Source organism: Vibrio vulnificus NBRC 15645 = ATCC 27562 (genome assembly GCF_002224265.1).
Lineage (GTDB): Bacteria > Pseudomonadota > Gammaproteobacteria > Enterobacterales > Vibrionaceae > Vibrio > Vibrio vulnificus.
Genome location: NZ_CP012882.1, coordinates 535,219 through 561,830 on the forward strand (window position 1 = coordinate 535,219; position 26,612 = coordinate 561,830).

The 26,612-nt window shown below is 47.9% G+C and carries 27 protein-coding genes and 2 pseudogenes; 7 read left to right on the top strand and 22 right to left on the bottom strand.

The features are described 5' to 3' along the window. The 4 genes from AOT11_RS18035 to AOT11_RS18050 all read right to left on the bottom strand — a co-directional run bounded on the left by AOT11_RS18035 (position 1) and on the right by AOT11_RS18050 (position 3,835). Positions 1-822 carry a Cof-type HAD-IIB family hydrolase gene (locus tag AOT11_RS18035; protein WP_026050501.1) on the bottom strand — a complete coding sequence of 274 codons (822 nt, stop codon included), beginning with the start codon at positions 820-822 and terminating at the stop codon, positions 1-3. A 4-nt stretch (positions 823-826) separates the two neighbouring features. Then, positions 827-1,519, bottom strand: coding sequence for an L-ribulose-5-phosphate 4-epimerase (locus AOT11_RS18040; RefSeq protein ID WP_017421365.1), 693 nt, complete (start codon positions 1,517-1,519; stop codon positions 827-829). 9 nt (positions 1,520-1,528) lie between these two features. Continuing rightward, positions 1,529-2,005: a PTS sugar transporter subunit IIA gene (locus AOT11_RS18045; protein ID WP_017421366.1), complete on the bottom strand. Its 477-nt coding sequence runs from the start codon at positions 2,003-2,005 to the stop codon at positions 1,529-1,531. A 69-nt stretch (positions 2,006-2,074) separates the two neighbouring features. Then, positions 2,075-3,835 carry a PTS ascorbate-specific subunit IIBC gene (locus tag AOT11_RS18050; RefSeq protein ID WP_017421367.1) on the bottom strand — a complete coding sequence of 587 codons (1,761 nt, stop codon included), beginning with the start codon at positions 3,833-3,835 and terminating at the stop codon, positions 2,075-2,077. Positions 3,836-4,221: 386 nt separating this feature from the next. Between AOT11_RS18050 and ulaR the strand changes: the two genes are divergently transcribed. After that, a complete protein-coding gene (gene ulaR, locus AOT11_RS18055; protein WP_011081979.1) occupies positions 4,222-4,977 on the top strand; it encodes an HTH-type transcriptional regulator UlaR in 756 nt (251 codons plus the stop codon). Positions 4,978-5,100: 123 nt separating this feature from the next. Beyond that, positions 5,101-6,168 carry an L-ascorbate 6-phosphate lactonase gene (gene ulaG / locus AOT11_RS18060; protein ID WP_017421368.1) on the top strand — a complete coding sequence of 356 codons (1,068 nt, stop codon included), beginning with the start codon at positions 5,101-5,103 and terminating at the stop codon, positions 6,166-6,168. A gap of 45 nt (positions 6,169-6,213) precedes the next feature. On the opposite strand, the gene AOT11_RS18065 is transcribed toward ulaG, so the two are convergent. From AOT11_RS18065 to AOT11_RS18080, 4 genes are all read right to left on the bottom strand, one after another. Further along, positions 6,214-7,308: an alkene reductase gene (locus AOT11_RS18065; RefSeq protein ID WP_017421369.1), complete on the bottom strand. Its 1,095-nt coding sequence runs from the start codon at positions 7,306-7,308 to the stop codon at positions 6,214-6,216. 10 nt (positions 7,309-7,318) lie between these two features. Next, the gene (locus tag AOT11_RS18070) at positions 7,319-7,948 is read right to left on the bottom strand and encodes a GrxB family glutaredoxin (protein ID WP_017421370.1); all 630 of its coding nucleotides are present in this window, start codon (positions 7,946-7,948) and stop codon (positions 7,319-7,321) included. Positions 7,949-8,026: 78 nt separating this feature from the next. Then, complete coding sequence (locus tag AOT11_RS18075; RefSeq protein WP_017421371.1) at positions 8,027-9,214, bottom strand: MFS transporter; 1,188 nt, start codon at positions 9,212-9,214, stop codon at positions 8,027-8,029. Positions 9,215-9,314: 100 nt separating this feature from the next. Continuing rightward, positions 9,315-9,983, bottom strand: coding sequence for an SDR family oxidoreductase (locus AOT11_RS18080; protein WP_026050502.1), 669 nt, complete (start codon positions 9,981-9,983; stop codon positions 9,315-9,317). Between the two features lie 121 nt (positions 9,984-10,104). Between AOT11_RS18080 and AOT11_RS18085 the strand changes: the two genes are divergently transcribed. Continuing rightward, positions 10,105-11,031 (top strand): LysR family transcriptional regulator, encoded by a 927-nt coding sequence (locus tag AOT11_RS18085; RefSeq protein ID WP_017421373.1) that lies wholly within the window; start codon positions 10,105-10,107, stop codon positions 11,029-11,031. Here AOT11_RS18085 and AOT11_RS18090 read toward each other — a convergent pair. The 7 genes from AOT11_RS18090 to AOT11_RS18120 form a co-directional block, all read right to left on the bottom strand. Next, entirely contained in the window at positions 11,007-11,528 is a 522-nt protein-coding gene (locus AOT11_RS18090; RefSeq protein ID WP_017421374.1) for a YgjV family protein, read from the bottom strand. The two genes, AOT11_RS18085 and AOT11_RS18090, sit on opposite strands and share 25 nt — an antisense overlap. A 94-nt stretch (positions 11,529-11,622) precedes the next feature. After that, positions 11,623-12,252, bottom strand: a complete 630-nt coding sequence (locus AOT11_RS18095; RefSeq protein WP_005429019.1) for a bifunctional 4-hydroxy-2-oxoglutarate aldolase/2-dehydro-3-deoxy-phosphogluconate aldolase — start codon at positions 12,250-12,252, stop codon at positions 11,623-11,625. A gap of 9 nt (positions 12,253-12,261) precedes the next feature. Beyond that, a complete protein-coding gene (locus AOT11_RS18100) occupies positions 12,262-13,239 on the bottom strand; it encodes a sugar kinase (RefSeq protein ID WP_017421375.1) in 978 nt (325 codons plus the stop codon). 3 nt (positions 13,240-13,242) lie between these two features. After that, the gene (gene uxaC, locus AOT11_RS18105; RefSeq protein ID WP_017421376.1) at positions 13,243-14,655 is read right to left on the bottom strand and encodes a glucuronate isomerase; all 1,413 of its coding nucleotides are present in this window, start codon (positions 14,653-14,655) and stop codon (positions 13,243-13,245) included. Positions 14,656-14,667: 12 nt separating this feature from the next. Next, positions 14,668-16,131 carry a fructuronate reductase gene (locus AOT11_RS18110; protein ID WP_017421377.1) on the bottom strand — a complete coding sequence of 488 codons (1,464 nt, stop codon included), beginning with the start codon at positions 16,129-16,131 and terminating at the stop codon, positions 14,668-14,670. Between the two features lie 51 nt (positions 16,132-16,182). Beyond that, the gene (locus AOT11_RS18115) at positions 16,183-17,484 is read right to left on the bottom strand and encodes a TRAP transporter large permease (RefSeq protein ID WP_017421378.1); all 1,302 of its coding nucleotides are present in this window, start codon (positions 17,482-17,484) and stop codon (positions 16,183-16,185) included. An 11-nt stretch (positions 17,485-17,495) separates the two neighbouring features. Further along, positions 17,496-18,011, bottom strand: coding sequence for a TRAP transporter small permease (locus AOT11_RS18120; protein ID WP_005461368.1), 516 nt, complete (start codon positions 18,009-18,011; stop codon positions 17,496-17,498). A gap of 322 nt (positions 18,012-18,333) precedes the next feature. Here AOT11_RS18120 and AOT11_RS18125 point away from each other — a divergent pair, with 322 nt between their 5' ends. From AOT11_RS18125 to AOT11_RS18140, 4 genes are all read left to right on the top strand, one after another. Then, on the top strand, positions 18,334-19,317 hold the full coding sequence (locus AOT11_RS18125; protein WP_026050503.1) for a TRAP transporter substrate-binding protein: 984 nt from the start codon (positions 18,334-18,336) through the stop codon (positions 19,315-19,317). 107 nt (positions 19,318-19,424) lie between these two features. After that, positions 19,425-20,216, top strand: a complete 792-nt coding sequence (locus AOT11_RS18130) for an FCD domain-containing protein (protein ID WP_011081967.1) — start codon at positions 19,425-19,427, stop codon at positions 20,214-20,216. A 129-nt stretch (positions 20,217-20,345) separates the two neighbouring features. Beyond that, positions 20,346-21,533, top strand: a complete 1,188-nt coding sequence (uxuA, locus tag AOT11_RS18135) for a mannonate dehydratase (RefSeq protein WP_026050504.1) — start codon at positions 20,346-20,348, stop codon at positions 21,531-21,533. Between the two features lie 209 nt (positions 21,534-21,742). Beyond that, on the top strand, positions 21,743-22,981 hold the full coding sequence (locus AOT11_RS18140; RefSeq protein ID WP_026050505.1) for a DEAD/DEAH box helicase: 1,239 nt from the start codon (positions 21,743-21,745) through the stop codon (positions 22,979-22,981). A gap of 77 nt (positions 22,982-23,058) precedes the next feature. Here AOT11_RS18140 and AOT11_RS23960 read toward each other — a convergent pair. From AOT11_RS23960 to AOT11_RS18170, 7 genes and pseudogenes are all read right to left on the bottom strand, one after another. Further along, positions 23,059-23,229: pseudogene (locus AOT11_RS23960) on the bottom strand (aminotransferase); the annotation flags it as partial. A gap of 20 nt (positions 23,230-23,249) precedes the next feature. Then, positions 23,250-23,333, bottom strand: a pseudogene (locus tag AOT11_RS18145) (LacI family DNA-binding transcriptional regulator); the annotation flags it as partial. 266 nt (positions 23,334-23,599) lie between these two features. Beyond that, positions 23,600-24,289, bottom strand: coding sequence for a hypothetical protein (locus AOT11_RS18150; RefSeq protein ID WP_017421380.1), 690 nt, complete (start codon positions 24,287-24,289; stop codon positions 23,600-23,602). A 130-nt stretch (positions 24,290-24,419) separates the two neighbouring features. Then, positions 24,420-24,884, bottom strand: a complete 465-nt coding sequence (locus AOT11_RS18155) for a hypothetical protein (protein WP_017421381.1) — start codon at positions 24,882-24,884, stop codon at positions 24,420-24,422. Beyond that, positions 24,874-25,410: a type II toxin-antitoxin system MqsA family antitoxin gene (locus AOT11_RS18160; RefSeq protein WP_017421382.1), complete on the bottom strand. Its 537-nt coding sequence runs from the start codon at positions 25,408-25,410 to the stop codon at positions 24,874-24,876. The genes AOT11_RS18155 and AOT11_RS18160 overlap by 11 nt, the downstream gene beginning before the upstream one ends. Before the next feature lie 10 nt (positions 25,411-25,420). After that, on the bottom strand, positions 25,421-25,849 hold the full coding sequence (locus AOT11_RS23640) for a hypothetical protein (RefSeq protein ID WP_017421383.1): 429 nt from the start codon (positions 25,847-25,849) through the stop codon (positions 25,421-25,423). Between the two features lie 145 nt (positions 25,850-25,994). Then, a complete protein-coding gene (locus tag AOT11_RS18170; protein WP_017421384.1) occupies positions 25,995-26,591 on the bottom strand; it encodes a tyrosine-type recombinase/integrase in 597 nt (198 codons plus the stop codon). Between the last annotated feature and the right edge of the window lie 21 nt (positions 26,592-26,612).

The following is a 26,612-nucleotide window of genomic DNA, read 5'->3' on the forward strand; positions in this document are numbered from 1 at the left end:
TTATCCTTGAATTTTTTCACGTATCAGACGGGCTAATCCGTCATGGTTGTTATCGGTTTCGCAAACCAAGCGAGCGTTCGCACGCACTGTTTCGTCTGCATGATTCATGGCAACGCCTAATCCGGCGTAACGGAGCATGGAAATATCATTGTGGTTATCCCCCACGGCAATGACATGATTCGGGTGATAACCCAGCTCAGAAACGTATTCCGCCAGTCTTAAGCCTTTGCTGTTGCCTTTTGCTGCAAAGTCGATGCGATTCGACCATGAGCGTTCGCCGTTAAATTTTGCGCTGACCCATGGGTTTTCGAGTAAGCGTTCAACCGAGCTTGGCAGCCCTTCCACCACAAATTTCCAGACATATTCCGTGTCACGAACTTGATCGCTGAATGAGTCGATTTTGTAGATCTTCGGCTGGTGGTGTTTGGGGGCCGTTTTGGCCCACTTTTCCAGCGCTTCCATATAGTGAATAGGGTTGTAGTTGGAGTAGGTCATCGCATCGGTCACGTACATCACCATCTTGACCTGAAACTCTTTCGCCAGCGCGATGAAGGTCAGTGCGTCTTCTTTGTCGATGGAGTTGTGTTTCAATACTTGGTCATTGTGGTAGTCATAGACATAAGTGCCGTTGCAGCAGATGATCGGCGTGGTCAAGCCCAGTTCATCGTAATACGGGCGCGCCGCTGTATGATGGCGTCCAGTAACGATCACCACGTGACACTTGTGTTTTGCCTCCATAATCGCGCTTTTTACTTCCGGATGAATGCTGTGATCATCGGTGAGCACAGTTCCGTCTAAATCTAACGCAAGCACTTTGTACATCTTGTTACCTCTGTCCGTAGTAGGCATTTTCACCGTGCTTACGCAGGTAATGTTTGTCTGACAATTCTGGCTGGATCTTGATGCCGCTGTTGAGCGAGCGAGTGGCGAGAGCCATGGCCGAAATCTCTTCCAGTACCACTGCGTTGTGCACCGCATCATCGGCATTGGTACCCCAAGAGAAAGGTGCATGACCTGCGACAATCACGCTTGGGACAGCCATTGGATCGATGCGACGATGACGAAACTCTTCCACAATCACTAACCCGGTGTTCTTCTCGTACTCTTGCGCAATCTCGCTTTGCGACAGTTTTCGCGTGCAGGGAATGTCGCCATAAAAATAGTCGGCGTGAGTGGTACCGAGTGCCGGAATGTCGATCCCTGCTTGTGCCCAAATCGTTGCGCTGCGTGAGTGGGTATGAACCACGCCCCCAACGTCTGGAAACGCTTTGTAGATTTCGAGATGCGTCGCGGTATCGCTAGAGGGATTCAGCTTGCCCTCAATGATGTTGCCATCGAGATCAACCACAACGATGTGCTCTACCCGCATTCCCTCATACTCAACGCCTGATGGCTTAATCGCGATCACGCCGCGTTCACGGTCAATCTCAGAGACATTGCCCCAAGTAAAAGTGACCAAACCGTACTTGGGCAGTTTGAGATTGGCTTCGAGCACGCGTTGTTTCAGTTCGCTATACATGATTCCTCCTTAGGCTGTCATAGCCAGAGCGTCATCTATGACGTTGAAGACATCAGTGAGGCTGCGGCAGCGGCGAAGTTTATCCAGATCAACGCCAGTATCGCTCTCTTCATCATCCAAGACCTGGGTCACTTCCATTAGCCCTTCCATGTGTTCGTCAGAAGAGCTGCCCGCGAGAGTGATGAGCACATCGACAGGTTCGTCTTCACCGTCGAAGTAGATGGGTGTTTCTAGAGTCACGAGTGCGAAAGCGGTACGATTTACGCCGTTTTCTGGACGTGCGTGTGGCAAGGCGAGGTTAGGCGCGATGCAGATGTAAGGACCGAGCTCTTCAACGCTGCTGATGATCGCGTCATGGTAGCAAGGCTCTATCGCGCCAGAGGCAATCAGCATATCTGTACCAATCTTGATCGCGTCGCGCCAGTTAGACGCTTGCGCTTGTAACTTAATTGAGTTGTTTTCGATCAGTGATTGTTTTAATCCCATTGTTCTATCTCCAGGTTGGGTGCCAGCTTTACTGGCACCTCATTTGTTATAAGTTATTGAGTCATTAGGCTATTTGGCTGAGACGAAGTTCTTGTTGATGATGTCGAGCAGCTCATCTCCAAATGAATTCGGGTTCAGCATGTTTTGCACCCCAAGAACAAATTTGCCTTCGCCAGGTTCCATCTCAGCAGACAAGTGCTTTGAGGAGACGATGATGTCGGTGCTGGCCAGTTTCGACTTGTAGTCAGAGACGGCGCATGAATCCATCACATGAGGAATGCCTTTTTTCTCTAGATATTTGCCGATCTTCATCTTCATCATCATTGATGAGCCTTGGCCGTTGCCACACACGGCAAGAATGCTGACTGGGCGCACACCATCACTGGCTTTGATGGCTTGTTCCACCGCTTCAATGACGTCAGGCTCTTCACTGACCATAAGCGTGCCTTGTGCATCTTCTTCTGCGCGCAGCTTGCGTGATGCGAAGAACATATAAACCAGAGATAGGCCAACCAAGACAAAGAAGAACATTTTCGATGCAGAGAGACCTTGCATGATTGGTGGGAAGACCAGTGCCCAGTCTGCCATCCCCATCCAACCGTTGAACTCGGTGCCTTGTTGGTTAAAGAGGTGGATAGCCCAAGCAGAGCCGACGACTTCAATAATGCCCATGACGAAACAGATCTTCATCACCGCTTTCCAGCCACCGAAGTGGTTGGCAAAAACACCGATGGTCGCGTTGGAGAAGAACATTGGGATAAAGCCGGGAATGATCATGATTGGCGCATCGAAGGCCAACATGGCCAACACGGCGGTAAACTGACCCACAGCACCCCACATGAAACCAAACACCATCGCATTAGGAGAGAAGGCGTAAATAGCAGCACAGTCAATCGCCAGTACGGCATTGGGGATGACCCGTTCAGAAATACCTTTAAATGCTTCAGACAGCTCAGCAACGAACATGCGCACACCAGCCACGATGACTTGAATAGCAACCGCAAATTTCAAACCGGTTTCGAGAATGTAGATGCTCCAGTGGGTGCTGCCCGCCATGGCTTGCAGATTATCCAAACCAAAAGACAATAAAATGATGCCGAAGAAGACGGTCATGACGATAGCGGTTGCCGCGATACTGTCGTGGAAAATGTGCAGCCATTTCGGCAGTTCTAGATGATCGACGCTGTCATTTTTGTCACCCAGTTTGGGGGCCACTTTGGTGGCGATCCAAGAGGCCACTTGTTGTTGGTGACCAATCGAGAAGCCTGCACCGCCCGTCACTTCCTCTGTGGGTTTAAACATGATGTTGGATGAAATGCCCCAGTAGAGCGCCATCAGCACTGCCGAGTAGATGATGGTTTCCCACATGCTTGCACCAAGCACAAAGTAGAACACCGCAATCAAGCCCGCTTGCTGGAACATGATGTGACCAGTCAGCATGATGGTGCGGATCCCCGTGTAGCGGCGGAACAGCACTAAAAGAATGTTGATACCCAGTGCAAGCAGCACCGTGTAACCAACCCAAGAGTAGTTGTCACCCATGGCTTCCATGGTGGACATCATCGATGTGTAGGGATCGATGACGGAACCCGTCAGTCCATGAAACTCAGAAAGTTTGGAAATCACAGGTTTAAAGCCAGCGACGAGGGTGCCCGCCCCAACTTGAACCAGCATGAAACCGACGATCGTCTTGATCGAACCTTTGATGATGGTCGTGGTGTCTCTTCTTAGCAGCCAGTAGCCAATTAATGTCACTAAGCCCAGTAGCAACGGGGCTTTGGTCATGACTTGGCTGTAAAAAATATAGAAGATGTCGTATAAGAACTCCATATCTTTACCCCTTGATGGATTTGTATTTGTAATCGTTTGTAGGTCAGAGAGGATTCCTTTGTAGGGTAAGAATCTACTCAGTTATTGCTCACGAAATAAACTTTAACAATCAAAAGTAATCATGCAATGCTCATTTGTGATTATTTTGATTTTTGTCAATTTCGCCGCTTAAAAAAGGCAATAAATGGTATTTTGATCACATCGCAAATATTGAATTTCTTTAAATACAATGGCTTAATAAAATTTGTGATGAATTCGAGATTTTATGAACACCTTGATTTGACAATCAAGAGCGTGATTAATAGAATCAAAACGAATCACAGGTAATCACCATGTAATCACTAGATAGACATTTCGGTGAATTTGAATTGAATAAGGTGATAGTTATGAATGAAGTGCAAAGGCACAACGGCATTCTCTCTCTGCTTGAAGAAAATCAGACGATTAACGTTGCGCACATCATTGAACGTTTTAATGTGTCGCCAGCAACGGCGCGACGCGACATTTCGAAGTTAGATGAGCTAGGCAAGTTACGCAAAGTACGTAATGGCGCAGAGCGTGTTGAAGCGAAAAAGAGAAAGTGGTCACCACTGAACATCAATAGCACTGAGCATTATGAAGAAAAGTCGCTCATTGCCATGCAAGCGGCGGAGCTCTGCCAACCGGGCGACAGTGTGGTGATCAACTGCGGTTCGACCGCATTCCTGCTTGGGCAAAGGCTCTGTGGTCAGGATGTGCAAATTGTGACGAACTACTTTCCTTTGGCCAGCTATTTAATCAACGAAGATCATGACGACGTGATCATCATTGGTGGCCAATACAATCGCTCGCAAAACATCTTTCTTAATCCCGCGCCGAACTCGTTAGGCGGTTATGCGGGCAACTGGATGTTTACGTCTGGTAAAGGCCTGACGGAAGCGGGGCTATACAAAGCCGATATGCTGACCGCGGTTGCAGAGCAACAGATGCTTGAGCAAATCGACAAGTTAGTGGTGGTGGTCGATAGCTCGAAAGTGGGGCAGCGCACAGGCATGCTTTTCTGCCCAGCGGAGAAAATTGACATTTTGATCACCGGTAAAAGCGCGAATCCCGATGTCATCAAAGCGATAGAAGCAAAAGGGACGAAGGTCATTTTGGTGTAACGCGACCTCGTTTCTTTCTCAAATCACGAACACAATTCTGCTCAGTGCCTTAATCACCCTTTAAGGCGCTTGGCTCCCTACATCCTAAATTTAATAAAAGTTGTGAAACAAGAAGGTGTTGCTATGAGTAAAGTAAATGAAATTACACGCGAGTCATGGATCCTAAGTACCTTTCCTGAATGGGGAACTTGGCTGAACGAAGAGATCGAAAACACAGTAGTAGAGCCGAATACATTCTCCATGTGGTGGTTGGGTTGTACTGGTATCTGGTTGAAAAGTGAGGGTAACACTAATATTTCCATCGATTTTTGGTGTGGAACGGGCAAAAAAACGCAAAAGAACGCCTTTATGAAAAACCAGCACCAAATGATGCGCATGGGAGGCGTGGAAGCACTGCAACCGAACTTACGTACAGCAATCTTCCCGCTTGATCCCTTTGCGATTAAAGAGATTGATGCCGTGTTGGCATCTCATGATCATGGTGATCATATTGACGTCAATGTCGCGGCGGCGGTGCTGCAAAACTGTGGTGAACACGTGAAGTTTATCGGCCCGCAAGCGTGCGTCGATCTTTGGATGGGATGGGGGGTGCCAGAAGAGCGTTGCATCGTGGCCAAAGTTGGCGATGTGCTGGAAGTGGGCGATATGAAAATTCGTATCCTCGATTCGTTTGACCGCACAGCACTTGTGACCCTTCCGGAAGGCGTCTCTTCTTACGATAAAGAGATCTTAGATGGAATGGACAAGCGTGCAGTGAACTACTTGATTGAAACCAGCGGTGGTTCCGTTTACCACTCGGGTGATTCTCATTACTCCAACTACTACGCAGCGCACGGCAATGAATACCAAATCGATGTGGCTTTATTGTCTTTTGGTGAAAACCCACGTGGTGTGACCGACAAAATGACCTCATCCGACATTCTACGTGCAGCGGAGTCGTTAGATTGTGAAGTCGTGGTGCCATTCCATCACGATATCTGGGCAAACTTCCAGAACGATCCGCGTGAGATTGAAGTGCTATGGAACATGAAAAAAGACCGCTTACAATACAAGTTTGCGCCGTTTTTCTGGCAAGTCGGTGGTAAGTACACCTTCCCAACCGATAAAGGCCGTATGCATTACCAACACTTCCGTGGCTTCAGTGACATCTTTAAAAATGAACCTGAACTGCCTTACAAAGCGTTCCTCTAAGCAATACAAACAAAGGGAGATGGCCACATCTCCCTTTTCGTTCACTCACACATGCAAAGCCGTGTAATCTGTATAACCTCGTTCATTGCCGCCAAATAGGGTTGCTCCATCCAGTTCTGCCAGAGGTTGTTGATGCTTTAAGCGTGCCACCAAATCTGGATTAGAGACAAATGGGCGGCCAAACGCCACTAAATCTGCATACCCTTTCTCAAGTACCTCATCGGCTCTCGCTTGAGTGTAACTGCCAGCGACGATAATGGTGTTGGTGAAGTATTCACGCAATTCGATGCGGAAACTCTCTGGAATCACGGGCGCGTCGTCCCAATCCGCTTCAGACAGATGCAAGTACGCGATATCACGAGCTTGAAGTTGTTTCGATGCATCGAGGATGGTTGGCACAATGTCTGGGCAGTTCATGTCCTTGAAAGTGATGAAAGGCGCGAGTCGTACTCCTACTTTGTTGGCACCTATGGCTTTACTCACCGCATCGACCACTTCTAACAAAAAGCGAAGTCGATTTTCTCGAGTACCGCCGTAGTTGTCGGTTCTGTGGTTTGAATTGGTACGTAGGAACTGGTCAATCAGGTAACCATTGCCGCCGTGGATTTCGATGCCATCGAAGCCTGCTTCAATCGCCCGTTTCGCGGCATAGGCAAAATCACTCACAACACGGTCAATATCCGCTTGAGTCATGGCTCGTGGCTCTACACAATCGACCATATTGCCGTTGCCTTGCTCATCGGCGATCCACACTTTAGTCTCTACCGGAGCAAGCGCAGATGGTGCGATGGGCTGTTCACCTTTTTGGAAAACTGGGTGCGATACTCGGCCCACATGCCAAAGCTGGCAGAACATGGCGGCGCCTTGTGATTTCACCGCTTGAGTGACTAACTTCCAACCGGCCACTTGTTCATCGGTATAAACGCCGGGTGTGAAGGAGTAGCCTTGTGAATCATCGGAAATCTGGGTGGCTTCAGAGATGATCAAGCCTGCGGTAGCGCGCTGCTTGTAGTAAGTCGCCATCATTTGGTTTGGAATGTTTCCCGGTTGACTAGTGCGAGCTCGGGTCATTGGCGCCATCACCACACGGTTTAGTAGATCCAGTTGTTTTAGCTGTGTTGGTTCAAACAGTTTGCTCATGATCGATTCCTTACTTAAGTAGTGGTACTTGGGTTTTGTTGCTTACTGATTCCATCCAATCTTTCACGGTGTTGTCCCATTGGATTTCTGTGGCACTGAAGAACCCGCGCAAAATAGAAAACAGGATCGCTTCGTCTACCAAAGTTACGTGCTGGTAGGAATCGAGATTCAACACGTTTTTCGCACGTTCGATGAGCGCTTCTACCTCTTTGGCAATGTTTGGAGTGTCCTGCAGGAGTGCATCAAAATTGAGTGCATCCGTTTCCTTTTTTGTGCGCCAAGCTTGTTGTGCAGACTGAGTGGCAAACTCTGGCAAATCCATATTTGACCAACGTGGGTAGCCGATTTTTTGCAGTGGGAGAAACGCGCTTCGCTGCCAATCCAGCACCGATTCAGACGGTTGATGGCTTTCTGAAGATTGAGCGAGCTCGATAAAGTAAGCGATGATGTCCAAGCTTTCCGCGAGGGCTTGGCCGTCATTTTTAAGTAATAGCGGCACTTGTTTGGCCCCAATCAGATCGTTGGTGGTTGTGTCATCGTCGTAAGCGAGGTTTATGATCTCAAGTGGGATATTCAGCATGCCTGCAACATAGCGGACGCGAGCACTGAATGGGCAATGTTCGTAAATGTAGAGTTTCATAGTGTTTTCCTAGTGATTTAATTGGGTAGCCCCGCTTGTTCGGAAAGCGTTAAGTCAGGACTACCAGTAGGGATGAAATTAGTTGTTGAAGCTTGGCGCTAAGTCGATTTGTTTGTTTTCTTTGCGGTTCGCCTTGGCGATGAATAGCAAACCAATCAGCGGAACAATGACGGCTGCGTAAGGGATCATGCCTGCGCCCATTTGGCTATCGAGCACCATGCCGCCTAAGAAACCGCCAAAGGCATTGGCTAAGTTGAACGCGGAGATGTTTGCTGTCGCTGCTAATTCCTGGCCTTCACCACCGTGGTTCATTACTCGGAGTTGCATTGCTGGTACGTTAGCGAATGACGCAATACCAAATACAAAGGCGGTGGCAATGAACAGCACTTTGCTGTCGACAGTGATTCCGACCAGCACCAGTGACACAATCATCGCGATAGCCCAGAACATAGACGCTTTTTGTAGGTTTTTATCCGATGAACGACCACCCATGGTGTTCCCAATAATTAGACCGACGCCAACAATCACCAAAATCCAAGTCACGGCACTTTCACTAAAGCCAGTGATGTGCATGGCGATAGGGGCGATGTAGCCATACAAAGTCATAAACCCCGACCAAGCGAATACGGTGATCGCAAGGCTGATAAGTAGCATTGGGTTTTTGAACGCAGCCAATTGTGCTTTGACATCTTTTGCTTCGCCATGACCAGTCGATTTGATCACTGAAGTGATGAAGAATAGAGCCACTAAACCAAAAGCGGCAACGATTAAGAAAGTGGTGTGCCAGCCGAATTGCAAGCCAATCCAAGTACCGCCAGGAACACCTAAAACGTTAGCCAGTGTTAAGCCAGCGAACATTTGTCCGACCGCACGGCCTGCCATTTTTTCTGAAACCAAATTGGTCGCGACCACGGCTCCGATGCCGTAGAAAGGACCTTGAACCAAGCCCGTGATCACTCGGCTCACCATCAACACAAAGTAGTTCGGTGCGAAAGCGGACAATACGTTGCCGAGAATAAACAGCACCATTAGCCCAGCCAGTACGGCTTTCTTGTTAAAGCGTGCTAAGTAAATCGTAAGTAGCGGACCGCCAAACACAATGGCAAGTGCGTAGGCACTGATTAGGTAACCCGCTTGGCCTTCCGTGATGGACAATGAGTTGGCGACTTGAGGAAGGATTCCTGCAATAACAAATTCTGCGGTACCGATAGCAAAAGCGGCAAGCGTTAAGATCCATACCTGCAGCGGCATTTTTTCTTTATTCATGGGAGAGTCTCTTTTTTTATTTCGTTTGAACCCATTGGTGCCATGTCTTTTTCTTGTTCTGGCACCTTGTTTTTATTTACGGTTAGTTAAGCGTGTGTTGTTAGCCAAGCAGTGCGCCACCATCAACATCAATCACTGCGCCGGTCATGTAGCTGTTTTCAATCAGAAGTAGGTAAGCTTTTGCAATGTCACTGGCTCCACCAACTTTGCCCACTGGTAAGCTATTTTGTGTGCGTTGGTACATGGCATTTCTGTCGTCTTCGCTCATGCCTCGATACGCCTCAGTTTTGGTTAAACCTGGGCTGACCGCATTCACTCGGATAGGAGCCAATTCTTTCGCCAGTACTTTCGTGGTCGCTTCAATGGCCGCGTTGATGGCGGTCTTTACGTAGGTGTTAGCGACAACTTTGCGCGACAACATGCCGGAAGTTAGCGTGATTGAGCCGCCTTTCTTGATGTAGCGCGCGCCATGTTTCGCCGCGTTGATGGCGCCCCAAAACTTGGTATCAAACGCGTATTTTGCTTGGGAAACTTCGACGTCCGTTACTTGGCCTGCCGGAGCATAAGAGCCTGCTGTGACGATCAGATGGTCAAAAGCACCAATGGTTTCGAAGTAGTGGTAAACCGACTTTTCATCGCTGATGTCTAACCCTGTTTTACGGCTTGCTACGTGGACAACCGCATTGTCGCTCGCAAGTTGTTGGCTAAGTTCAGCACCAATACCTGATGTGCCACCGAGTACGACGTAGACAGTTTTTTCTGTTTTCATGATTTGTTTCTCCAATCTCGTTTCGATGGCGTCAGTATATTGATTGGAATAAATTTTATAATTGGTTAAGATTTGAATTGATTATTCAGCTCAGGTGAATAATGAGATTTGAGGAGGGAATGTGGATAAGTTTTCCGATATGACGTTGTTTGTCAGCATAGTGAAGAACCAAGGGCTGGCAGCGGCTGGCAGAGAGCTCGGCTTATCACCGGCAACAGTAACGGCAAGATTGCAGTCGCTGGAAGATCGTTATGGGGTGAAATTACTTAATCGCAGTACAAGGCATATTTCATTGACGGACTCTGGCGCGATGTACCATCAAGCATGCCTGGAAATCATCGACAGCGTTAAAGAGACGGAAAACTTACTCCAAACTGGCACCAAAGAAGTGCGCGGCGCACTTAAAATCTCGGCTCCTCGTGATATTGGCAAGCAATACATTTCGCCAATACTGTCGGAATTTAGTCAGCTCTATCCCGATGTGATCCCTTATCTGTATTTGAACGATAACTTGTCCAACTTGGCAGAGTCCGGTTTGGATATTGTTATTCGATATGGGGAGCTGGCCGACAGTAACCTTATCTCTCGCAAACTGGCGTCCAGTCGCCGAGTGCTGTGTGCTTCTCCTCAGTATTTGGCAAAGAAAGGCACGCCGATCACGCCACAAGATTTAGCTCAGCACGATTGTCTAGCCATGGTTCGCAGCAATGAAGAGCTGAAAACATGGCACTTTCAAGATGAAGAGCTGCACAACGTTGTTACCGTCGTACCAAAGCGTTTTTCTGATGATGGCGAAGTGATTCGTCAATGGGCGTTAGATGGGGCGGGTATTGCATTGAAATCGATTCTCGATGTGCAAGAAGACATTAAACAGCAGCGTTTAGTGACGGTGTTAAATGGCTACATGAAGAACTTCAACGCTTCCACCTCATCTGCTGGGGCGGACTTGAATGTGATTTATCTGAGCCGCCAGTACCAACCCAAGCGACTTCGATTGTTTATTGATTTCTTGCTAGCGCAGTTTCAAGCGCGATTTCCCGCCTCGTGACGCTGGGCACTGCGTTGTTGATACAAACGATAAATGGTGAACAGGTTGGTGACGATAAAGGTGCTCTCAACCAAAGAGCCACCAATCGAGCCCAGCCAAAGGTTGTGGCTCACCCAACAAAATGAGTTGAATAGAATCAGACTGCGCAGAGCGATGCCTTGTTTGGAAAACAGTGCCCAAGTGGCAACGGAGGAACCAAACACGGTGATGAACTCAAAAAAGTGGCTCATGTTTGGCAGGGTCATTAGCCACATAAGAGCAATGAAGAACCACATCACTTTGCGTGATTGGGTTTTGATGGAGGCGAAACTGCGAATGCCATTAATGACTACACCAATGGCCGCCACGGTTGCGCCCAGTAAGGCGAAATGAATGCCCATGATGAAGCAAAACGCCATCATCTGATAGCGAAAGCGTAGGTCATCTTTCTGCCAGAAGGCCATCACGCCAACCAAAAATGCGATGCCGCCAATGCCTTGTGCTAACCCGTTTTCCATCTCGGTTCCTTAACCATATGAGTGAATGTGAATGCAAACGAATCAGCCCTCCGCAGAGGGAGGGCTGGGCACTTTATTCAATCGCTAAAAGCGATTACTCATTGACAAGCGCAACCGCTTCGCGAGTTAGGCGCGCAAGCTCTTCCCAGTTACCTGCTTCAATCAGTTTCTTGTCTACCATCCAGGTTCCGCCGCAGGCCAATACGCGCGGGATAGCTAAGTAATCTTTGATGTTCGCAGGGTTAATACCACCTGTTGGCATTAGTTCGATGTCGGTGTAGGGGGCAAGCAGTGATTTCACCATGTTGATGCCGCCAGAGGCTTCTGCAGGGAAGAACTTCAAGGTGGTTAATCCCATTTCCAGTGCGGCTTCAACTGTGCTTGGGTTGTTCACACCCGGTACGATATCAATGCCGATTTCTTGGCACGCTTTGACGGTATTGGGGTTGAAGCCAGGTGAGACGATAAAGGTTGCGCCCGCTTCTTTTGCTGCGATCGCTTGCTCACGATTCAGTACTGTACCTGCGCCAATCAGCATGTCTGGCTGGGTTTCACGCAGTAGGCGAATTGCTTCTGCAGCCGCTGCTGAACGGAAGGTGATTTCAGCGGCTGGGAGTCCGTTTTCTGCCAGTACTTTACCCAGTGGGATAATGTCTTCTGCTTTATCGATGGCGATAACAGGGATGACTTTCAGAGCTTTCAATTGTTCTTTAATGCTAGACATGAGTGTTCCTTAAACGACGCCAAGCGCCGGTTGTGTGAATGCTTTGGGAATGATGGCACCGCGATGTTGAATCACAGCACCTGCCAGTGCGTTGCCTCTTTGACATGAGGTCGCGAGATCGGCGCCAGCAAGGTATGCCGATAAAAAGCCACCATTGAATGAGTCGCCCGCCGATGTGGTGTCCACAACTTGAGCGACAGGTTGGGTTGGCACGGCTTGTGGAGCCAGAGCCGCGCTCGAACCCTGATTGGTTGAGTCTTGAACCAAACAGCCATCTGCGCCGAGCTTGACGATGCATTTGCCCACGCCAAGAGAGGTAAGGCGTTCAATGGTTTGCTCTGGTGTTTCGTCACCCCAGATCAATTGCTCATCATCAAACGTCACCAAGGCAACGTCCGTCAGTTGGTACATAGCTTGGTAAACATTTTTGACGGTTTGATTATCGTCGTTAGGCCACAATGCAGGGCGAAAGTTGCTATCAAAAGCGATTTCAACGCCTTGAGCTTTCAGTTCAACCAATAAATTAAGCAGTGAAATTCGGTCTTCATCTGGCAAGATGGCCAAAGAGATACCGCTGAGAAACACCGCATCAACCTGAGTTAACGCTTGTTTAACCATTCCAAAATGTGGATGTTGAAGTAAGTAACGCGCAGCTGATTGGTTACGCCAATATAGGAACGTACGCTCACCTTGGTCATCAAGTTGAATCAAATACAAACCCGGCGTTCGAGTCTCATCGCGCAGCACTAAGTTTGTCGAAATGCCTTCTTCTTCCCAGCGAGTCAGCATACCCGTACTGATTGGGTCATTGCCAAGCGCTGTAACGTAAGAGACCTTAACTTCATCAGGCTTGCTATTGGCTTCGCAGCCGCGGCTCAAATAAACCGCAGCGTTGAGCGTATCCCCACCAAATGTTTGATGCATTGAGCCGAACGGTTTGCCATTCAGCTCAATCATACATTCACCAATAATGGCGATGTGCTTCATTGGTTACGCCCTCTCTTCAAAGTAGCGCTTCGCGTTACCAAAACAGATGCCTTCAACCATAGGACCAAGCAACGATAGGTCATTTGGAACTTCGCCGTTCTCTGCCCAACGACCGACCATGTCACACAGGATACGGCGGAAGTATTCGTGACGAGTGTAAGACAAGAAGCTGCGCGAGTCGGTTAACATGCCGACGAATTGGCTGAGCAAACCAAGTTGAGAAAGCTGTTCCATTTGGCGTTGCATGCCATCTTTCTGGTCGTTAAACCACCAACCCGAGCCAAACTGCACTTTGCCCGCGATGCCGCCACCTTGGAAGTTACCCATCATGGTCGCCATCATTTCGTTATCACGAGGGTTCAAACAGTAAAGAATAGTACGAGGCAGCTCGTTGGTTTGGTCCATTTCATCCAACAGGTGTGCCAGCTCAAAAGCAAATGGGCGATCGCCAATCGAGTCAAAGCCAGCATCAGCACCTAACAGTTGGAACATGCGTGTGCTGTTGTTGCGTTGAGCGCCAATATGGAGCTGCATGACCCAGCCCAACTTCGCGTAGCGTTTTCCGAGCCAAACTTGAACCGCGGTAGAGAACTGCGCGCATTCAAGCTCAGACAATACTTCGCCATTCAAACGACGGGTCAGCAACGCATCTAAATCAGCCTCGCTTGGGATCGGCGCGTAACGGACGATCTCAATGCCGTGGTCTGCCGCACGACAACCATGCGCATCGAAGTGTGCCAAACGTTTATCGAGTGCACTCAATAAATCATCAAAGCGGCGGATCTCAATGTCTGCGACTTCGCCCAGTTTGTGCATGTAATCCGCAAACACGTCCAATTCAATCTTGAACGCTTTATCCGGACGCCAGCTCGGCAGCACTTTGACGTTAAAGGTATCGTCTTCTGCGATCGCTTTGTGGTGTTCTAGTGAATCGATAGGATCATCAGTCGTGCCCGCCATTACGACATTCATTTGCTGCATGATGCCGCGAGCTGTAAATTCAGGTGTCGCCAGTAGCTCATTACATTGATGCCAAATTTGGTCAGCGGTATCTGGGCTAAACAGTGTATTGGTAATGCCGAATGGGCGACGCAGTTCTAGGTGTGTCCAGTGGTAAAGCGGGTTGCCCAAGGTTTGAGGAACCGTCTTCGCCCACGCCATGTATTTGTCGTAATCGCTCGCATCACCCGTAATCAAACGCTCTTCAATGCCTGCCGAGCGCATGCCACGCCATTTGTAGTGATCGCCTTCAAGCCAGATTTGACCCAAGTTATCGAACTGGCGGTTTTGCGCTACTTCCGCTGGATTTAGGTGGCAGTGGTAATCATAAATTGGCTGGTGGAACGCATGCTCATGGTACAAGCGACGCGCAGTTTCATTTGAGAGTAAAAAGTCTTCACACAAGAAATTCTTCATCGTTAACTCCTATTACAACGCGGCGACAGTGGCACGAGCACCGTTATCGATTAGCGATTGGTAAGCACTGCTCACCGCATCAATCACTTGTGGGTGTTGACCAAGCTCTGCAGGGAAGATGGCTTCAACAGCGAGCAACGCAGGCACAACAGAAACGTTCAAGCCGTGCTGGTCGCAAATCTGACGTAGTGTCTCTGCCATGGGATCGCGGACATCAATGTCGTTGCCTTGCTCGTCCACGCCGGATACGTAGCGCATCCAACCTGCAATTGCTGTTGCCAACCATGAGAAGTTAGAGCCTTGAGCAAGATGGAATCGCAAGCTACCACCCATGCGTTGTGGGATCTTCTGGCTGCCATCCATCGCGATTTGCCATGTTTTGTGTTTCAAGCTTGGGTTAGTGAAGCGCTCGATAAGCAGCTTGGCGTAGCCTTCTAGAACGGTGCCTTCTGGCATGGTCAGCGAAGGGGCTTGCGCTTGCATCATCATGTCGAATGCCGCTTTGCGGTAGCCTTCGTCTGTCATGGTGTCAGAGATATGCGCGTAACCACCAAGGTAGCCTAGGTAGGCGAGGAACGAGTGGCTACCATTTAGCATGCGCAGCTTCATTTCTTCGTAAGGCACAACGTCGGCAACAAATTCTGCGCCAGCCACGTTCCAATCCGGACGACCTGCCACGAAGTTGTCCTCGATAACCCATTGACGGAAAGGTTCACAAGCGATGCCACATGGATCTTCACAGCCAAGCAGATCGGCGATTTCGCTCAGTGTCTCTTCTGTGGCTGCTGGCACAATGCGGTCAACCATAGTGCAAGGGAAGGTGACGTTGGTTGCAATCCAGTCGCGCAATTCAGGGTCGAGCAGTTGAGCGAACTCCAGTACCGCTGCTTTTGCTACGTGACCGTTTTCTTGCACGTTATCACAAGACATCACGGTAAATGGTGTCAGACCGCGTTCACGACGCATCTTCAGTGCTTGCACGATGTAACCCAGTGCCGATTTTGGCTCAGTTGGGTTAGCAAGATCCGCAATCACGAGCGGGTTATTTTTATCGAGCGTGCCCGTTGCGGGGTCGGCGCAGTAGCCTTTTTCGGTAATCGTCATTGAAACGATCGCCACTTGTGGTTCGGCCATTTTTTCTAACACCGCTTGAATGCTGTCGAGGCTTGGGTGCAGTGACTCGGTGACTGAACCAATCACTTTTATCTCTGTCGATTTTGCGCCTTTCTCTGCCACGGTGTAGAGGTGGTCTTGCGCGCGCAGCGATTGAATTAACTCTTCACCGCCAAATAGGTTGATTTCGCAAATGCCCCAATCAGAACCCGTTTTGCTCAGCATTTCATGGGTGAACAGAGCTTGGTGCGCACGGTGGAAAGCACCGAAACCGAGGTGAACAATACGGCTTGTAAGCGTTGAACGGTCGTAATCTGGCAGTGAAACAGCAGCATTTAGGGTAGAGTTTGCAATGGTTTTCATTTTATTTCCCTTCTCCCGCAGAGTGCTCTGCGGGATGATTCATTGAAAGAGTTAGTAGCCTAGGACCAGTTTTGGTAAGAACAGACTGAGTTCAGGAATAAAGGTCACCGCCATTAGGGCCGCAATCAGTGCAACGTAGAATGGCAGCAGTGGCTTGATCACTTTGTCGATGGCAACGTTCGCCACGGAACAACCGATAAACAACGCACTACCAACTGGTGGAGTACAGATACCGATCGCCAAGTTGAAGGTCATCATGATGCCAAAGTGAACCGGGTCGATGCCCATATCCAGTGCGATTGGCAGGAAGATCGGCGTGAAGATCAGTACTGCTGGCGTCATATCCATAAAGATACCGACAATCAGCAAGATGATGTTGATGATGAGCAGAATCATCATAGGGTTGTCAGAGATCGCCAGTAGCGCATCGGCAATCATGTATGGAATGTCGGCATTCGCCATCGCCCAAGACATGCCCATAGACGCGCCAACCAACAACAAAACAATCGATGTGGTGACGGCAGATTCTAAGATGATCTTCGGAAGGTCACGCCATTTCACTTCGCGATACACCAACACCGCCAAAACAAAGGTGTAGACCACGGCGATGGCGGAGGCCTCGGTAGCCGTAAAGATACCGCCGATGATGCCACCCATAATGACCATAATCAGAGCCAATGAAGGTGCCGCTTTTAGAAAGGTATCCCAAACCATTGCTAGCGTTGGACGAGCCGCAATTGGGTAACCACGACGTTTGGCGATGATCCCAGCCACCACCATGATGCTCAGACCCATCAAGATGCCCGGAATGTAACCGGCAAGGAACAGCGCCGCGATAGAGGTACCGCCAGAGACTAACGAGAACACGATCAAGGTGTTACTTGGCGGGATCAACAAACCCGATGGACAAGAAGTGATGTTTACCGCGGCAGAAAAGTTTTCATCGTAGCCATCTTTCTTTTGCAAAGGCGACATGGTGCCGCCAACCGCTGCGGCAGATGCGACGGCTGAACCAGAAATTGAACCAAACATCATGTTCGCCATCACGTTCACGTGCGCTAGGGAACCAGGAAGACGGCCACCTAACACTTTGGCAAAGTTAATCAGGCGCAGTGCGATACCACCTTGGTTCATGATGTTACCCGCCAAGATAAAGAACGGGATCGCCAGTAGAGCAAAGTTATCAAGACCTGCGGCCATGCGCTGAGCGACAACCGCAATCGCAGGCTCTAATGGTAGGCCCATTAAAATGGTCGCCAGTGAAGAAAGACCAATCGCAAAGGAAACCGGTACACCAATTGCCAGTAATACAGCGAAGCTGCCAAATAAGGTAAGAATTAATTGCCATTCCATTGTGGAACCCTCTAAGAATCAAGTTGTGAGTCGGTGACTAGGGTTTCACCAGACATTAATTGTTTGACGCGCTCATAAGCGAAAATCACGGAATAAAAGATCATCAGTGCGCCACTGATAGGCAGACAGAAATAGATGTAGCCCATCTCTAAGCCCAATGCTGGGGTTAGCTGGCCAGTGGCCAATGTTTTGAGTGCCAATTGTGTTCCGCCGTGGACCAACACCACATAAGAGAAGAGCGCGATGGCCACTTGGATGACGATTTCATTCACCAGTTTTTTCTTGCCTTTGAGTTTCATCGTCAAAAGGTCAATGGCGAGGTGACGTTTGAGACCTGTGGTGTAAGCGGCACCGATAAGCGCCACCCACATAAAGAGATAGCGAGCCAGTTCATCTGTGACGGTGCTTGGTTTACCGAGTACGTAGCGTGAAAGCACCTGCCAAACCACGCAGAAGACAAGAAAGGTCGAAAGAGAGACAGTAAATGCTGCCAACCCCCTGTTGATATACGTGACCAATTTATTCATTTTCATTTCCTTAAAGTAAACACGCGGACTGCATAACAATTGGTTTACCAATGTGGGCGAGCGTATTTGTGTAGGGTCTCAAAATAGGCATGTTGTTCTGAGTGGATTATAAGTTAGGCGATTTGGTTGTCACGTGAGCAGCTTCACAAATGAATTGGTTAACCAATTTAAGGGTGATTAGTGTGATTTTGGTCAATCAATTTGCTTTTTTGTTTTGACGGTTGCTTTTTTGATCGCCAATAATGGCTTCGAAACAAGAAATACCGTTTAAAAACTAAAAATACCCTACACATTGGACAACCAATCCACGGAGACAAGAACAATGATGACGCGTAAGACTCTAATAAGTGCCCTTGTCGGTGCTGCAATGACCTTCGGCGCCACTGCGTCTGCTTATGCTGCGACCACTTTGAAACTCAGTCACAACCACCCACGTGACCATGCGGTGCACAAAGCAATGGATTACATGGCAAAAGAAGTACGTGAGTTAACGGGTGGGGAAGTACGCATTCGTATTTATCCTGATGCTCAGCTAGGCACACAACGTGAATCGATGGAGCTGATGCAAAATGGCGCTCTGGACATGGTGAAGAGCAACGCGGCAGAACTGGAAGCGTTCTCGCCTGCTTACTCAGCCTTTAACTTACCGTACTTGTTCCGTGATAAAGAGCATTACTACAAAGTGACCGATGGTGAAGTTGGCCGTGAGATTCTTAACTCTTCTGCCCAAAGTGGCTTTATTGGCGTGACCTACTACGATGCGGGCGCACGCAGTTTCTACACCAGCAAACCGATTAATACCCCAGCGGATCTCAAAGGCTTAAAAGTGCGCGTGCAGCCAAGCCCATCCGCGATTGCGATGGTGAAAGCTCTGGGCGGTAACCCAACGCCACTGGCCTACGGTGAGCTATACACTGCACTACAACAAGGCGTGGTGGATGCTGCGGAAAACAACATCCCGTCGTTCAGCTTGAGCCGTCACAGCGAAGTCTCAAAATTCTTCAGCTTGGATGAGCACACCATGGTGCCGGATGTGCTGGTTATCTCGACCAAAACTTACGACAAGCTGACGCCTGAGCAGCAACAAGCGTTGATGAAAGCCGCGGCAGATTCTTCAGAATATATGAAGAAATTGTGGGCAGAATCGGAAGCCAAAGAGCGCGCAAAAGCAGAAAAAATGGGCGTGACATTTGTTGAACCCAATAAAGCGGCTTTTGTGGAAGCTGTTCAACCAATGTATCAAGAGATTGAAAAGAGCAATCCTCAATTAAATCAACTTATTGAGAGAATCAAAGCAGTACAGTAATTAAAATAAATCGTCGTAATTGTAAAATAAAAACAAGGTGTTACCACATTCTGGTACATATAGGTTGACCAATTATAATTGGTCGTTATGATGGCGTGAGTAGTTAGATGGAATATAGTGACAATATCATCATGATGCCTTTTGAACCGAAAAGACCGTATCAAGAGATAGGCTTAGTACTGAGAAAAGAGTTGATCAACGGCCACTATAAAGTGGGGGATCGATTACCGCCAGAACGCGATATTGCTGAACGTTTAGACGTTAGCCGTACCGTGGTGCGTGAAGCGATCATTATGTTGGAACTGGAAAACTTAGTCGAAGTGAAAAAAGGTTCTGGTGTTTACGTCATTAATATTCCTTCTAAAAATAACGCTCGTGAGAACGTGATCAGCGATGACGCAGGTCCGTTCGAAATGCTCCAAGCGCGTCAGTTGCTCGAAAGCAATATCGCTGAATTTGCTGCCACGCAAGTGACGCCGGGAGACATCGTGAAAATGCGTGCCGCACTTAAGCTCGAACGAGATGAGCTGGCCAGTGGCACGGAAGATTGTAACGGTGATGAGAAGTTTCACATGTGCATTGCAGAGGCAACACAAAACTCTGTGCTGGTGGACATGTTGAGACAATCATGGGAACGACGCGAAAAAAGCCCGATGTGGAAAAAACTGCATTCTCACATCAGCAGTCAAGACTATCGTGAAGAGTGGCTTGATGATCATGCAAAAATCTTAGCAGCATTACAGCGCAAAGATCCTATCGCCGCCAAAAATGCCATGTGGCAGCACCTTGAAAACGTAAAACAGCGCCTGTTGGAACTGTCTGACGTCGACGATCCTAATTTCGATGGTTACCTTTTCAGCTCAAACCCTGTGGTGTTACTGAGCGCAGAAAAAGTGTAACCACCTTGCCAGCTTCGGCTGGTTCTCGTCAGCGCAGCCGCCTTGCCGCGGCTGCATATTAAGAAGTCGTTATGCATTTAGCTTGAAGAAATTGAGCGGGCTAAGTGCGTCTTAAAAAAGGTGAGTGTCATGGAACAAACTTGGCGTTGGTACGGCCCGAATGATCCGGTTTCGCTAGACGATATTCGTCAAGCGGGCGCAACAGGCATTGTGAATGCCTTGCACCACATCCCAAATGGGGAAGTGTGGTCAAAAGAAGAGATTTTAAAACGTAAAGCCATCATCGAAGCGAAGGGCTTAACGTGGTCAGTGGTTGAAAGTGTGCCAGTTCACGAAGAAATCAAAACTCAGACGGGCAATTTCCAACAATGGATCGACAACTACAAGCAAACCCTGCGTAACCTCGCAGAGTGCGGTATTGATACCGTTTGCTACAACTTTATGCCGGTGCTTGATTGGACGCGCACCGACTTAGAATTTGAAATGCCAGATGGCTCTAAAGCGCTGCGTTTTGACCAAATTGCCTTTGCGGCATTTGAGCTGCATATTCTTAAGCGTCCGGGCGCGGAAGCGGATTACACCGAAGCTGAGCAAGCGCAGGCATTGGCATACTTCAACAACATGTCTGAAGCGCAAATCCAGCAGCTCACCAGCAACATTATTGCAGGCTTACCGGGCGCAGAAGAAGGCTACACTTTAGAAGAGTTCCAAGCACAATTGGATCGCTACGCGGGCATTAGCAAAGACAAACTGCGTGAGCATATGGCGCACTTCTTGGCAGAGCTTATGCCAGTGTGTGAGGCTCACGGCTTGAAGCTTGCGGTGCACCCAGATGATCCACCGCGCCCAATTCTTGGCTTGCCGCGTATCGTTTCAACCATCGAAGACATCGATTGGTTGACCGAAAAAGTGCCAAGCAAAATGAACGGTTTGACCATGTGTACTGGCTCTTACGGTGTGCGTGGTGACAACGACCTAGTGAAGATGATCAAAAAGCACGGCGAGCGTATTTACTTTACCCATTTGCGTTCCACCAAGCGTGAAGAAAGTAACCCGATGACATTCCACGAAGCGGCGCACCTTGATGGCGACGTGGACATGTACAACGTGGTGATGGCGATTCTGGATGAAGAACAACGCCGCGCAGAAGTGGGCAACCACCGTTTGATCCCAATGCGACCGGATCACGGCCACCAAATGCTGGATGACTTGAAGAAGAAAACCAACCCAGGCTACTCCGCCATTGGCCGCTTGAAAGGTTTGGCGGAAGTGCGTGGCCTAGAGATGGCACTAAAACGCGCTTTCTACACCAAGTAACGATTTACAATGTAAAACCGACTTTTAAAAGCGCAGGGTTTCGGCTCTGCGCTTTTTTGTTTTTGCCGCACGATTCTCAGACCATGCTTAGTTTTCGCTTCTAAAATGGGATGGTTCGCCCACTAGATTGTGGTAAAGTCCGCGCCTGCGCTTTAGCGCAGTGTGACTGTTTTTACTGACTCTTCAACCCAAAGCACAAGGTTAAGCCAATGCCATTTTCTACTCTCTCATTGAGTTCTGAGCTGATCCAAGCCCTGCCAAAAGACTTCAAGAAACCGACCGACATTCAAGCGTTGGCCATTCCTGAGCTGTTGGCTGGTCAAGACCTATTGGCATTAGCAAATACAGGCAGCGGCAAAACACTGGCTTATGGACTGCCTTTGTTGGAAAAACTAAGGGTACATCCAGAGCAAAAAGCGCTGATTTTGGTACCAACACGCGAGCTAGCAACGCAAGTGAGTGAGGCGATTAACCAAGTTGGTCAAGCGCTTGGCCTTAACGCGGTGTGTTTGTGTGGTGGTGTGGACAAAGAGCAGCAGCTGCAAGCGCTTGCGACAAATCCTCATCTTCTTGTTGCCACAACCGGTCGTTTGGTTGATCTGGCAAACAACGGTTTAGACCTAAACAATATCCATTATCTGGTGTTGGATGAGGCGGATCGTCTGTTGGATATGGGCTTTTGGCCTGACGTACAAAACATCTCTGCGCTGATTTCAAACCAGCGTCAAACGGCGATGTTCTCGGCTACCTTTTCTGATGAGCTGAAGGGCAAAGCGAAGCTGCTTATGCAGGCTCCAAAGCAAGTCGCAGCGCATCAAGAAAATAGCACCAACCAAGATATTGCTGAAACGCTGTACCTCGTCAACAAAGGCAGCAAAACCAAGGCATTGATTGAACTGATTCAAAAAAATGCGTGGACTCAGGCATTAGTTTTTATTGGCGCAAAAGAGAACGCAGATGGTTTGGCGAAGAAGCTGAATAAAGCGGGCATCTCAACCAATGCACTGCACGGTGACAAGAGCCAAGCAGAGCGAGAAGAAGCGCTGGCGCAGTTTAAATCTGGGCAAACTCAGGTGCTGATTGCGACAGATTTATTAGCGCGCGGCATTCACATTGAACAACTGCCCGTGGTGATCAACTTTGAACTGCCGATGCATGCGGAGACCTACGTTCACCGCGTAGGGCGCACCGCCCGCGCTGGCGAGCAAGGCGTGGCGTTATCATTGGTCTGTCACGGTGAAATGGATGCGCTCATCGCGATTCGCCACCTCACTCAACGTGAGTTGCCTGTGCAAGATCTGGAAGGGTTCCCAGTCACAGACAAGCCTTCGACAGGCGAGAGCAAACGGGCGCCTCGCGACAAAAAAGCCAACCGCCGCACGCAAAATAAAAAGAGCGTTAAGCAGTTTCAAGGTAAGGCGAAGCGCCCAGCGCCTAAAAGTAAGTAAACAAAAAGAACCCAATAAACAAAAAGCCACGCTGGTGATTGAGTCGCGTGGCTTTGTTTTATCTGTAGTTTTTACGACTAGCTTAGTGCTTGTTTAATTCGTATCAAGGTTTCATCTAGTGTGCCTGCTGGGCAGCCTAGATTAAGGCGAACAAACCCCGCTCCCTCTTTACCAAAAGCAATGCCCATGCTTGGGACAAGCCCAGCTGAGGCAAAATTTTGCTCCAGTTTAGAGTCAGTTAGGTTGAGTGTTCCACGCGCTCTTACATCACAGGATCAACATAACTGGTGCGATTGATAACACGCGAGACGGTTGCCGTGGATACACCTGCTAACTCCACGACGTCTTTCATGGTTGCTTTGTCAGCTCAAAGGAAGCCGTAACGGTGCCCTTCGGAAGTTACAGACAAACCGCCTCAATGGTGGCTTTGGGTGAGTAAACTAGAGTGTTTTTGCCCCATTATCAGCTTCGTCGAACAAATTCGCATTTTCAATCAATCGTAATATTCCCAAATTTTTCTCATGTGGCGTCTTTAATATCTATGCATTGAAAGTAAGTTTTTAGAAAGGAATGCTAGGTCACTTCGGGACAAAAGCGAGTTGGCAACTCGCTTGAGTTTTAAATTTTCGGCCACTTCCAGTGGTCTTGGTACTGTTCATAATATCTATCTTTAAGCCACTGTAAGTCATCTTCCCAATCACGAATAGCTGCGCCCATACTTTGATTTTTCCGTTTAGCATTGCGAGTTAAGGCTGCTAATGTTTCAGCCATTTTTTTTAGTCTTCCAGAAGAACTAGGCTTTGCCCACTGTGCGATATATTCCTCACTTTCCACGAGAGGTAGGTACTGCGTATATACGTTTTTAAGAATCTCAATGCGTTCATTTTTTTGAATACCGTATGATCCAACTCGATATCCCACAGCCTTTAGCATGCCAACTTTAGGCCATTGAGATTCTGGTAGGTCTCCGGTGCCATGGTTTGCAAAGGTAGTCGGCCATTTGAAGGCGTGAGGTTGCAACTCTGGTTCATCTTGATCAGAGCCAATAGCATCATGTTTTTTCTTTAACTTGATGAGTTCAACCGCAAGTTCTTCACTAACAAATGGTGACATCCAACTGAATGGAAGATTTCGGACGTCGCCACCATTTTCCATATATAAATCACAGAGATATTTCTTCTTGTTTTTTCCTGATTTTCTTAAAAAATGGTCAAACAGATCTTTGCTTCCGCCCCATTTGGCATAAAGAGAGTCATCACTCCACTCGATTTGATGGAAAGAGTTTTTAGCTAGGGATGTTTTGTTCATATCTATGTTTTTTCAGGTGCTTAATAATTGACTTACAATTAAGTTTATGAGCAATGGCGTTCAGGGACAAAAGAGACTTAGGGATGGAAAAACCAGCGCAGGTAGCACTGGTTTGATAAGAGGTGTTTAGCTATTTAGTAAACTGTACGGTAGGGAGGACAACTCTTGGTAGTCTCATGCGTTCACATTGGGAACTTAAGTATTCGCGCCAGTATGGCCAAACATGATAGCTAGCATTTTTCAATGAGAACGCATCGATGCATTCTTGTTCTAAATGAGCGTTTATTCTATATTCCGCTATAAAATCGCTTTCAATAGCGGCTTTGATATCTGGCTCGCTTTCATCATCAGATGGTACTACCCATCGTGTACCAAGGCGCACGAAGACACGAAGTAGTTCACCGTCATCTTCAACCTGAATAGTTTCACTCTTATGAACAACGTGCATTTGTTGGATGTGTAGATGTTCCATCTCACTATATGATTTAGGATCAAAGTCATCAGCACAAAATGATCTTGAACTTTTCTGGTACACATCTTCAATTACTAGATTTTCAATGGCTTTCTGTAATTGGTTACTATTTTTAGTAGCCATAATTCGCCTCTAAGCCAAATTCATGTTGGTACACAACGTGAGTTCGCTTGATATTTGATTTTTCGTGGAAATTGACCACTGCTACTGTGGTCCAGTCGGCATCGATTTTGCGCTTAACGCCAGCATCAGCCATTAGTTTATCGAGAGAAGCTGGCACATCACGAGCGATTCTGATTAGTCTATCCATCGCTTCGGATTGCATTACGTCATCAGACTCGTATTTTGAAAATGCTACTGGACCACCGCCAAATACTTTAGCAGCATCTTCTTGACTGAAATTCCAGCCTTTACGTAGCTCACGTACCTCAACTCCGGTCAAAAGGCCTTGAACTTGCTTTTTGAAAGCAATCATTGCACGTTTATTAAAACGAGCATTTGCAGGGGTTGCTTGTTCACTTCCACATACATCACAAGTTGAAAATTGACTAGTAATTGAACCTTGCTGTCCCATGTGTTCAACATGGATAACTTCTTCTTGGTCGCTCAAGTGACCTTGTTCGCAGATCGGACAAATTTTGGTTGTCATTGCTCAATCCTTATTGCGAGACGTGGCATGACACAAGTAAAAGAATTTTACCAGTCTTACCAATCGCAAATTTCACATAATAATTACAGCTCATATACTTATATGCATGCTCGCGCCACTCCTCTCTCTGTAAGCGGTAGCTATCACATGCTGCCCAAGGACCAGTTGGCTTTTGAACACACCATTCAGAATTCACGTATTGGCCTTGGGTTATGGCTTGTCTTAATAAATCTCGAATATCGTCAGTATCAAGTGCAAGTGATTCTATATCGTGTATACACTTGCGAGTCCAAGGGATAGTTGTATTCCCCTCAGATTCCAGAATTTTTAGAACGTCTCCTACCGCATACAATGGACCATCGATATGAATCCGTTTAGTCGTTGTGGCAGTGGGTGGTTCTTGTTCAAAAGCACTTACGTTGAATTGATTATTTACCATTATGGTAAGTTTTTCCAGTTGTTTTTATGAGATTTGCATTTCGAAATCTAAAGAATGCGTTTGTTTTGCGTCCAATCTTACATGGTATGAAGTGCATATGGCAATGAACTGACCCAGCAATATTATTGTCAATTGACTTTGTTCCTCACGTCTCACAACTCTCCGAAATTCTCAGCGCATCTTCAATCTCGACACCAAGGTATTCAATCGTACTTTCGAGCTTAGCATGACCCAGAAGTAACTGAATAGCCCTAAGATTCTTGGTTTTAGCGTAGATCAAAGAAGCCTTGGTTCGGCGCAGTGAATGCGTGCCGTATTGCGTTTTGTGTAAGCCGATATCGGTCACCCAGCGGTTCACTAGCGTGGTGTAGTAATGGTATGAAATCGGCTGCCCCTCACGGCGTGGACTGGGAAAGAGGAAGTCCGTTGGTGCCAACGCATTTTGAATGATCCACTGTGACAGTGTTTGTTGTGTCTTTGGTGTGATTTCGAAGTGTACCTCTTGCTGGGTTTTCTGTTGTTTAACAATGGCTCTCGACATCACACAACCACTGCGGCTGACATCTTGTACCTTTAGGTTCCTCAGATCACAAGACCTCAGTTTGCTATCAATGGCAAGATTAAACAGTGTCAACTCAAACAAGCGTTCTTCAAGCTCTAAGCGAATTCGAATCCGCCAAATATCTTCTAGTTTGAACGCTTTTTTCTGACCAACTCGTTTACCTTTGTTCCAAGCCACCATGATGTGCTCCTTACTTCATAA

Coding starts and splice junctions, on each gene's coding strand:
- AOT11_RS23640 (WP_017421383.1), bottom strand. CDS start 25,849: ATGGTAAATAATCAATTCAACGTAAGTGCTTTTGAACAAGAACCACCC.
- AOT11_RS18035 (WP_026050501.1), bottom strand. CDS start 822: ATGTACAAAGTGCTTGCGTTAGATTTAGACGGAACTGTGCTCACCGAT.
- AOT11_RS18070 (WP_017421370.1), bottom strand. CDS start 7,948: ATGAAACTCTACATTTACGAACATTGCCCATTCAGTGCTCGCGTCCGC.
- uxaC (WP_017421376.1), bottom strand. CDS start 14,655: ATGAAGAATTTCTTGTGTGAAGACTTTTTACTCTCAAATGAAACTGCG.
- AOT11_RS18120 (WP_005461368.1), bottom strand. CDS start 18,011: ATGAATAAATTGGTCACGTATATCAACAGGGGGTTGGCAGCATTTACT.
- AOT11_RS18045 (WP_017421366.1), bottom strand. CDS start 2,005: ATGGGATTAAAACAATCACTGATCGAAAACAACTCAATTAAGTTACAA.
- AOT11_RS18065 (WP_017421369.1), bottom strand. CDS start 7,308: ATGAGCAAACTGTTTGAACCAACACAGCTAAAACAACTGGATCTACTA.
- AOT11_RS18155 (WP_017421381.1), bottom strand. CDS start 24,884: ATGGCTACTAAAAATAGTAACCAATTACAGAAAGCCATTGAAAATCTA.
- AOT11_RS18110 (WP_017421377.1), bottom strand. CDS start 16,131: ATGAAAACCATTGCAAACTCTACCCTAAATGCTGCTGTTTCACTGCCA.
- ulaR (WP_011081979.1), top strand. CDS start 4,222: ATGAATGAAGTGCAAAGGCACAACGGCATTCTCTCTCTGCTTGAAGAA.
- AOT11_RS18115 (WP_017421378.1), bottom strand. CDS start 17,484: ATGGAATGGCAATTAATTCTTACCTTATTTGGCAGCTTCGCTGTATTA.
- AOT11_RS18050 (WP_017421367.1), bottom strand. CDS start 3,835: ATGGAGTTCTTATACGACATCTTCTATATTTTTTACAGCCAAGTCATG.
- AOT11_RS18140 (WP_026050505.1), top strand. CDS start 21,743: ATGCCATTTTCTACTCTCTCATTGAGTTCTGAGCTGATCCAAGCCCTG.
- ulaG (WP_017421368.1), top strand. CDS start 5,101: ATGAGTAAAGTAAATGAAATTACACGCGAGTCATGGATCCTAAGTACC.
- AOT11_RS18040 (WP_017421365.1), bottom strand. CDS start 1,519: ATGTATAGCGAACTGAAACAACGCGTGCTCGAAGCCAATCTCAAACTG.
- AOT11_RS18075 (WP_017421371.1), bottom strand. CDS start 9,214: ATGAATAAAGAAAAAATGCCGCTGCAGGTATGGATCTTAACGCTTGCC.
- AOT11_RS18125 (WP_026050503.1), top strand. CDS start 18,334: ATGATGACGCGTAAGACTCTAATAAGTGCCCTTGTCGGTGCTGCAATG.
- AOT11_RS18170 (WP_017421384.1), bottom strand. CDS start 26,591: ATGGTGGCTTGGAACAAAGGTAAACGAGTTGGTCAGAAAAAAGCGTTC.
- uxuA (WP_026050504.1), top strand. CDS start 20,346: ATGGAACAAACTTGGCGTTGGTACGGCCCGAATGATCCGGTTTCGCTA.
- AOT11_RS18160 (WP_017421382.1), bottom strand. CDS start 25,410: ATGACAACCAAAATTTGTCCGATCTGCGAACAAGGTCACTTGAGCGAC.
- AOT11_RS18090 (WP_017421374.1), bottom strand. CDS start 11,528: ATGGAAAACGGGTTAGCACAAGGCATTGGCGGCATCGCATTTTTGGTT.
- AOT11_RS18080 (WP_026050502.1), bottom strand. CDS start 9,983: ATGAAAACAGAAAAAACTGTCTACGTCGTACTCGGTGGCACATCAGGT.
- AOT11_RS18130 (WP_011081967.1), top strand. CDS start 19,425: ATGGAATATAGTGACAATATCATCATGATGCCTTTTGAACCGAAAAGA.
- AOT11_RS18100 (WP_017421375.1), bottom strand. CDS start 13,239: ATGAAGCACATCGCCATTATTGGTGAATGTATGATTGAGCTGAATGGC.
- AOT11_RS18095 (WP_005429019.1), bottom strand. CDS start 12,252: ATGTCTAGCATTAAAGAACAATTGAAAGCTCTGAAAGTCATCCCTGTT.
- AOT11_RS18150 (WP_017421380.1), bottom strand. CDS start 24,289: ATGAACAAAACATCCCTAGCTAAAAACTCTTTCCATCAAATCGAGTGG.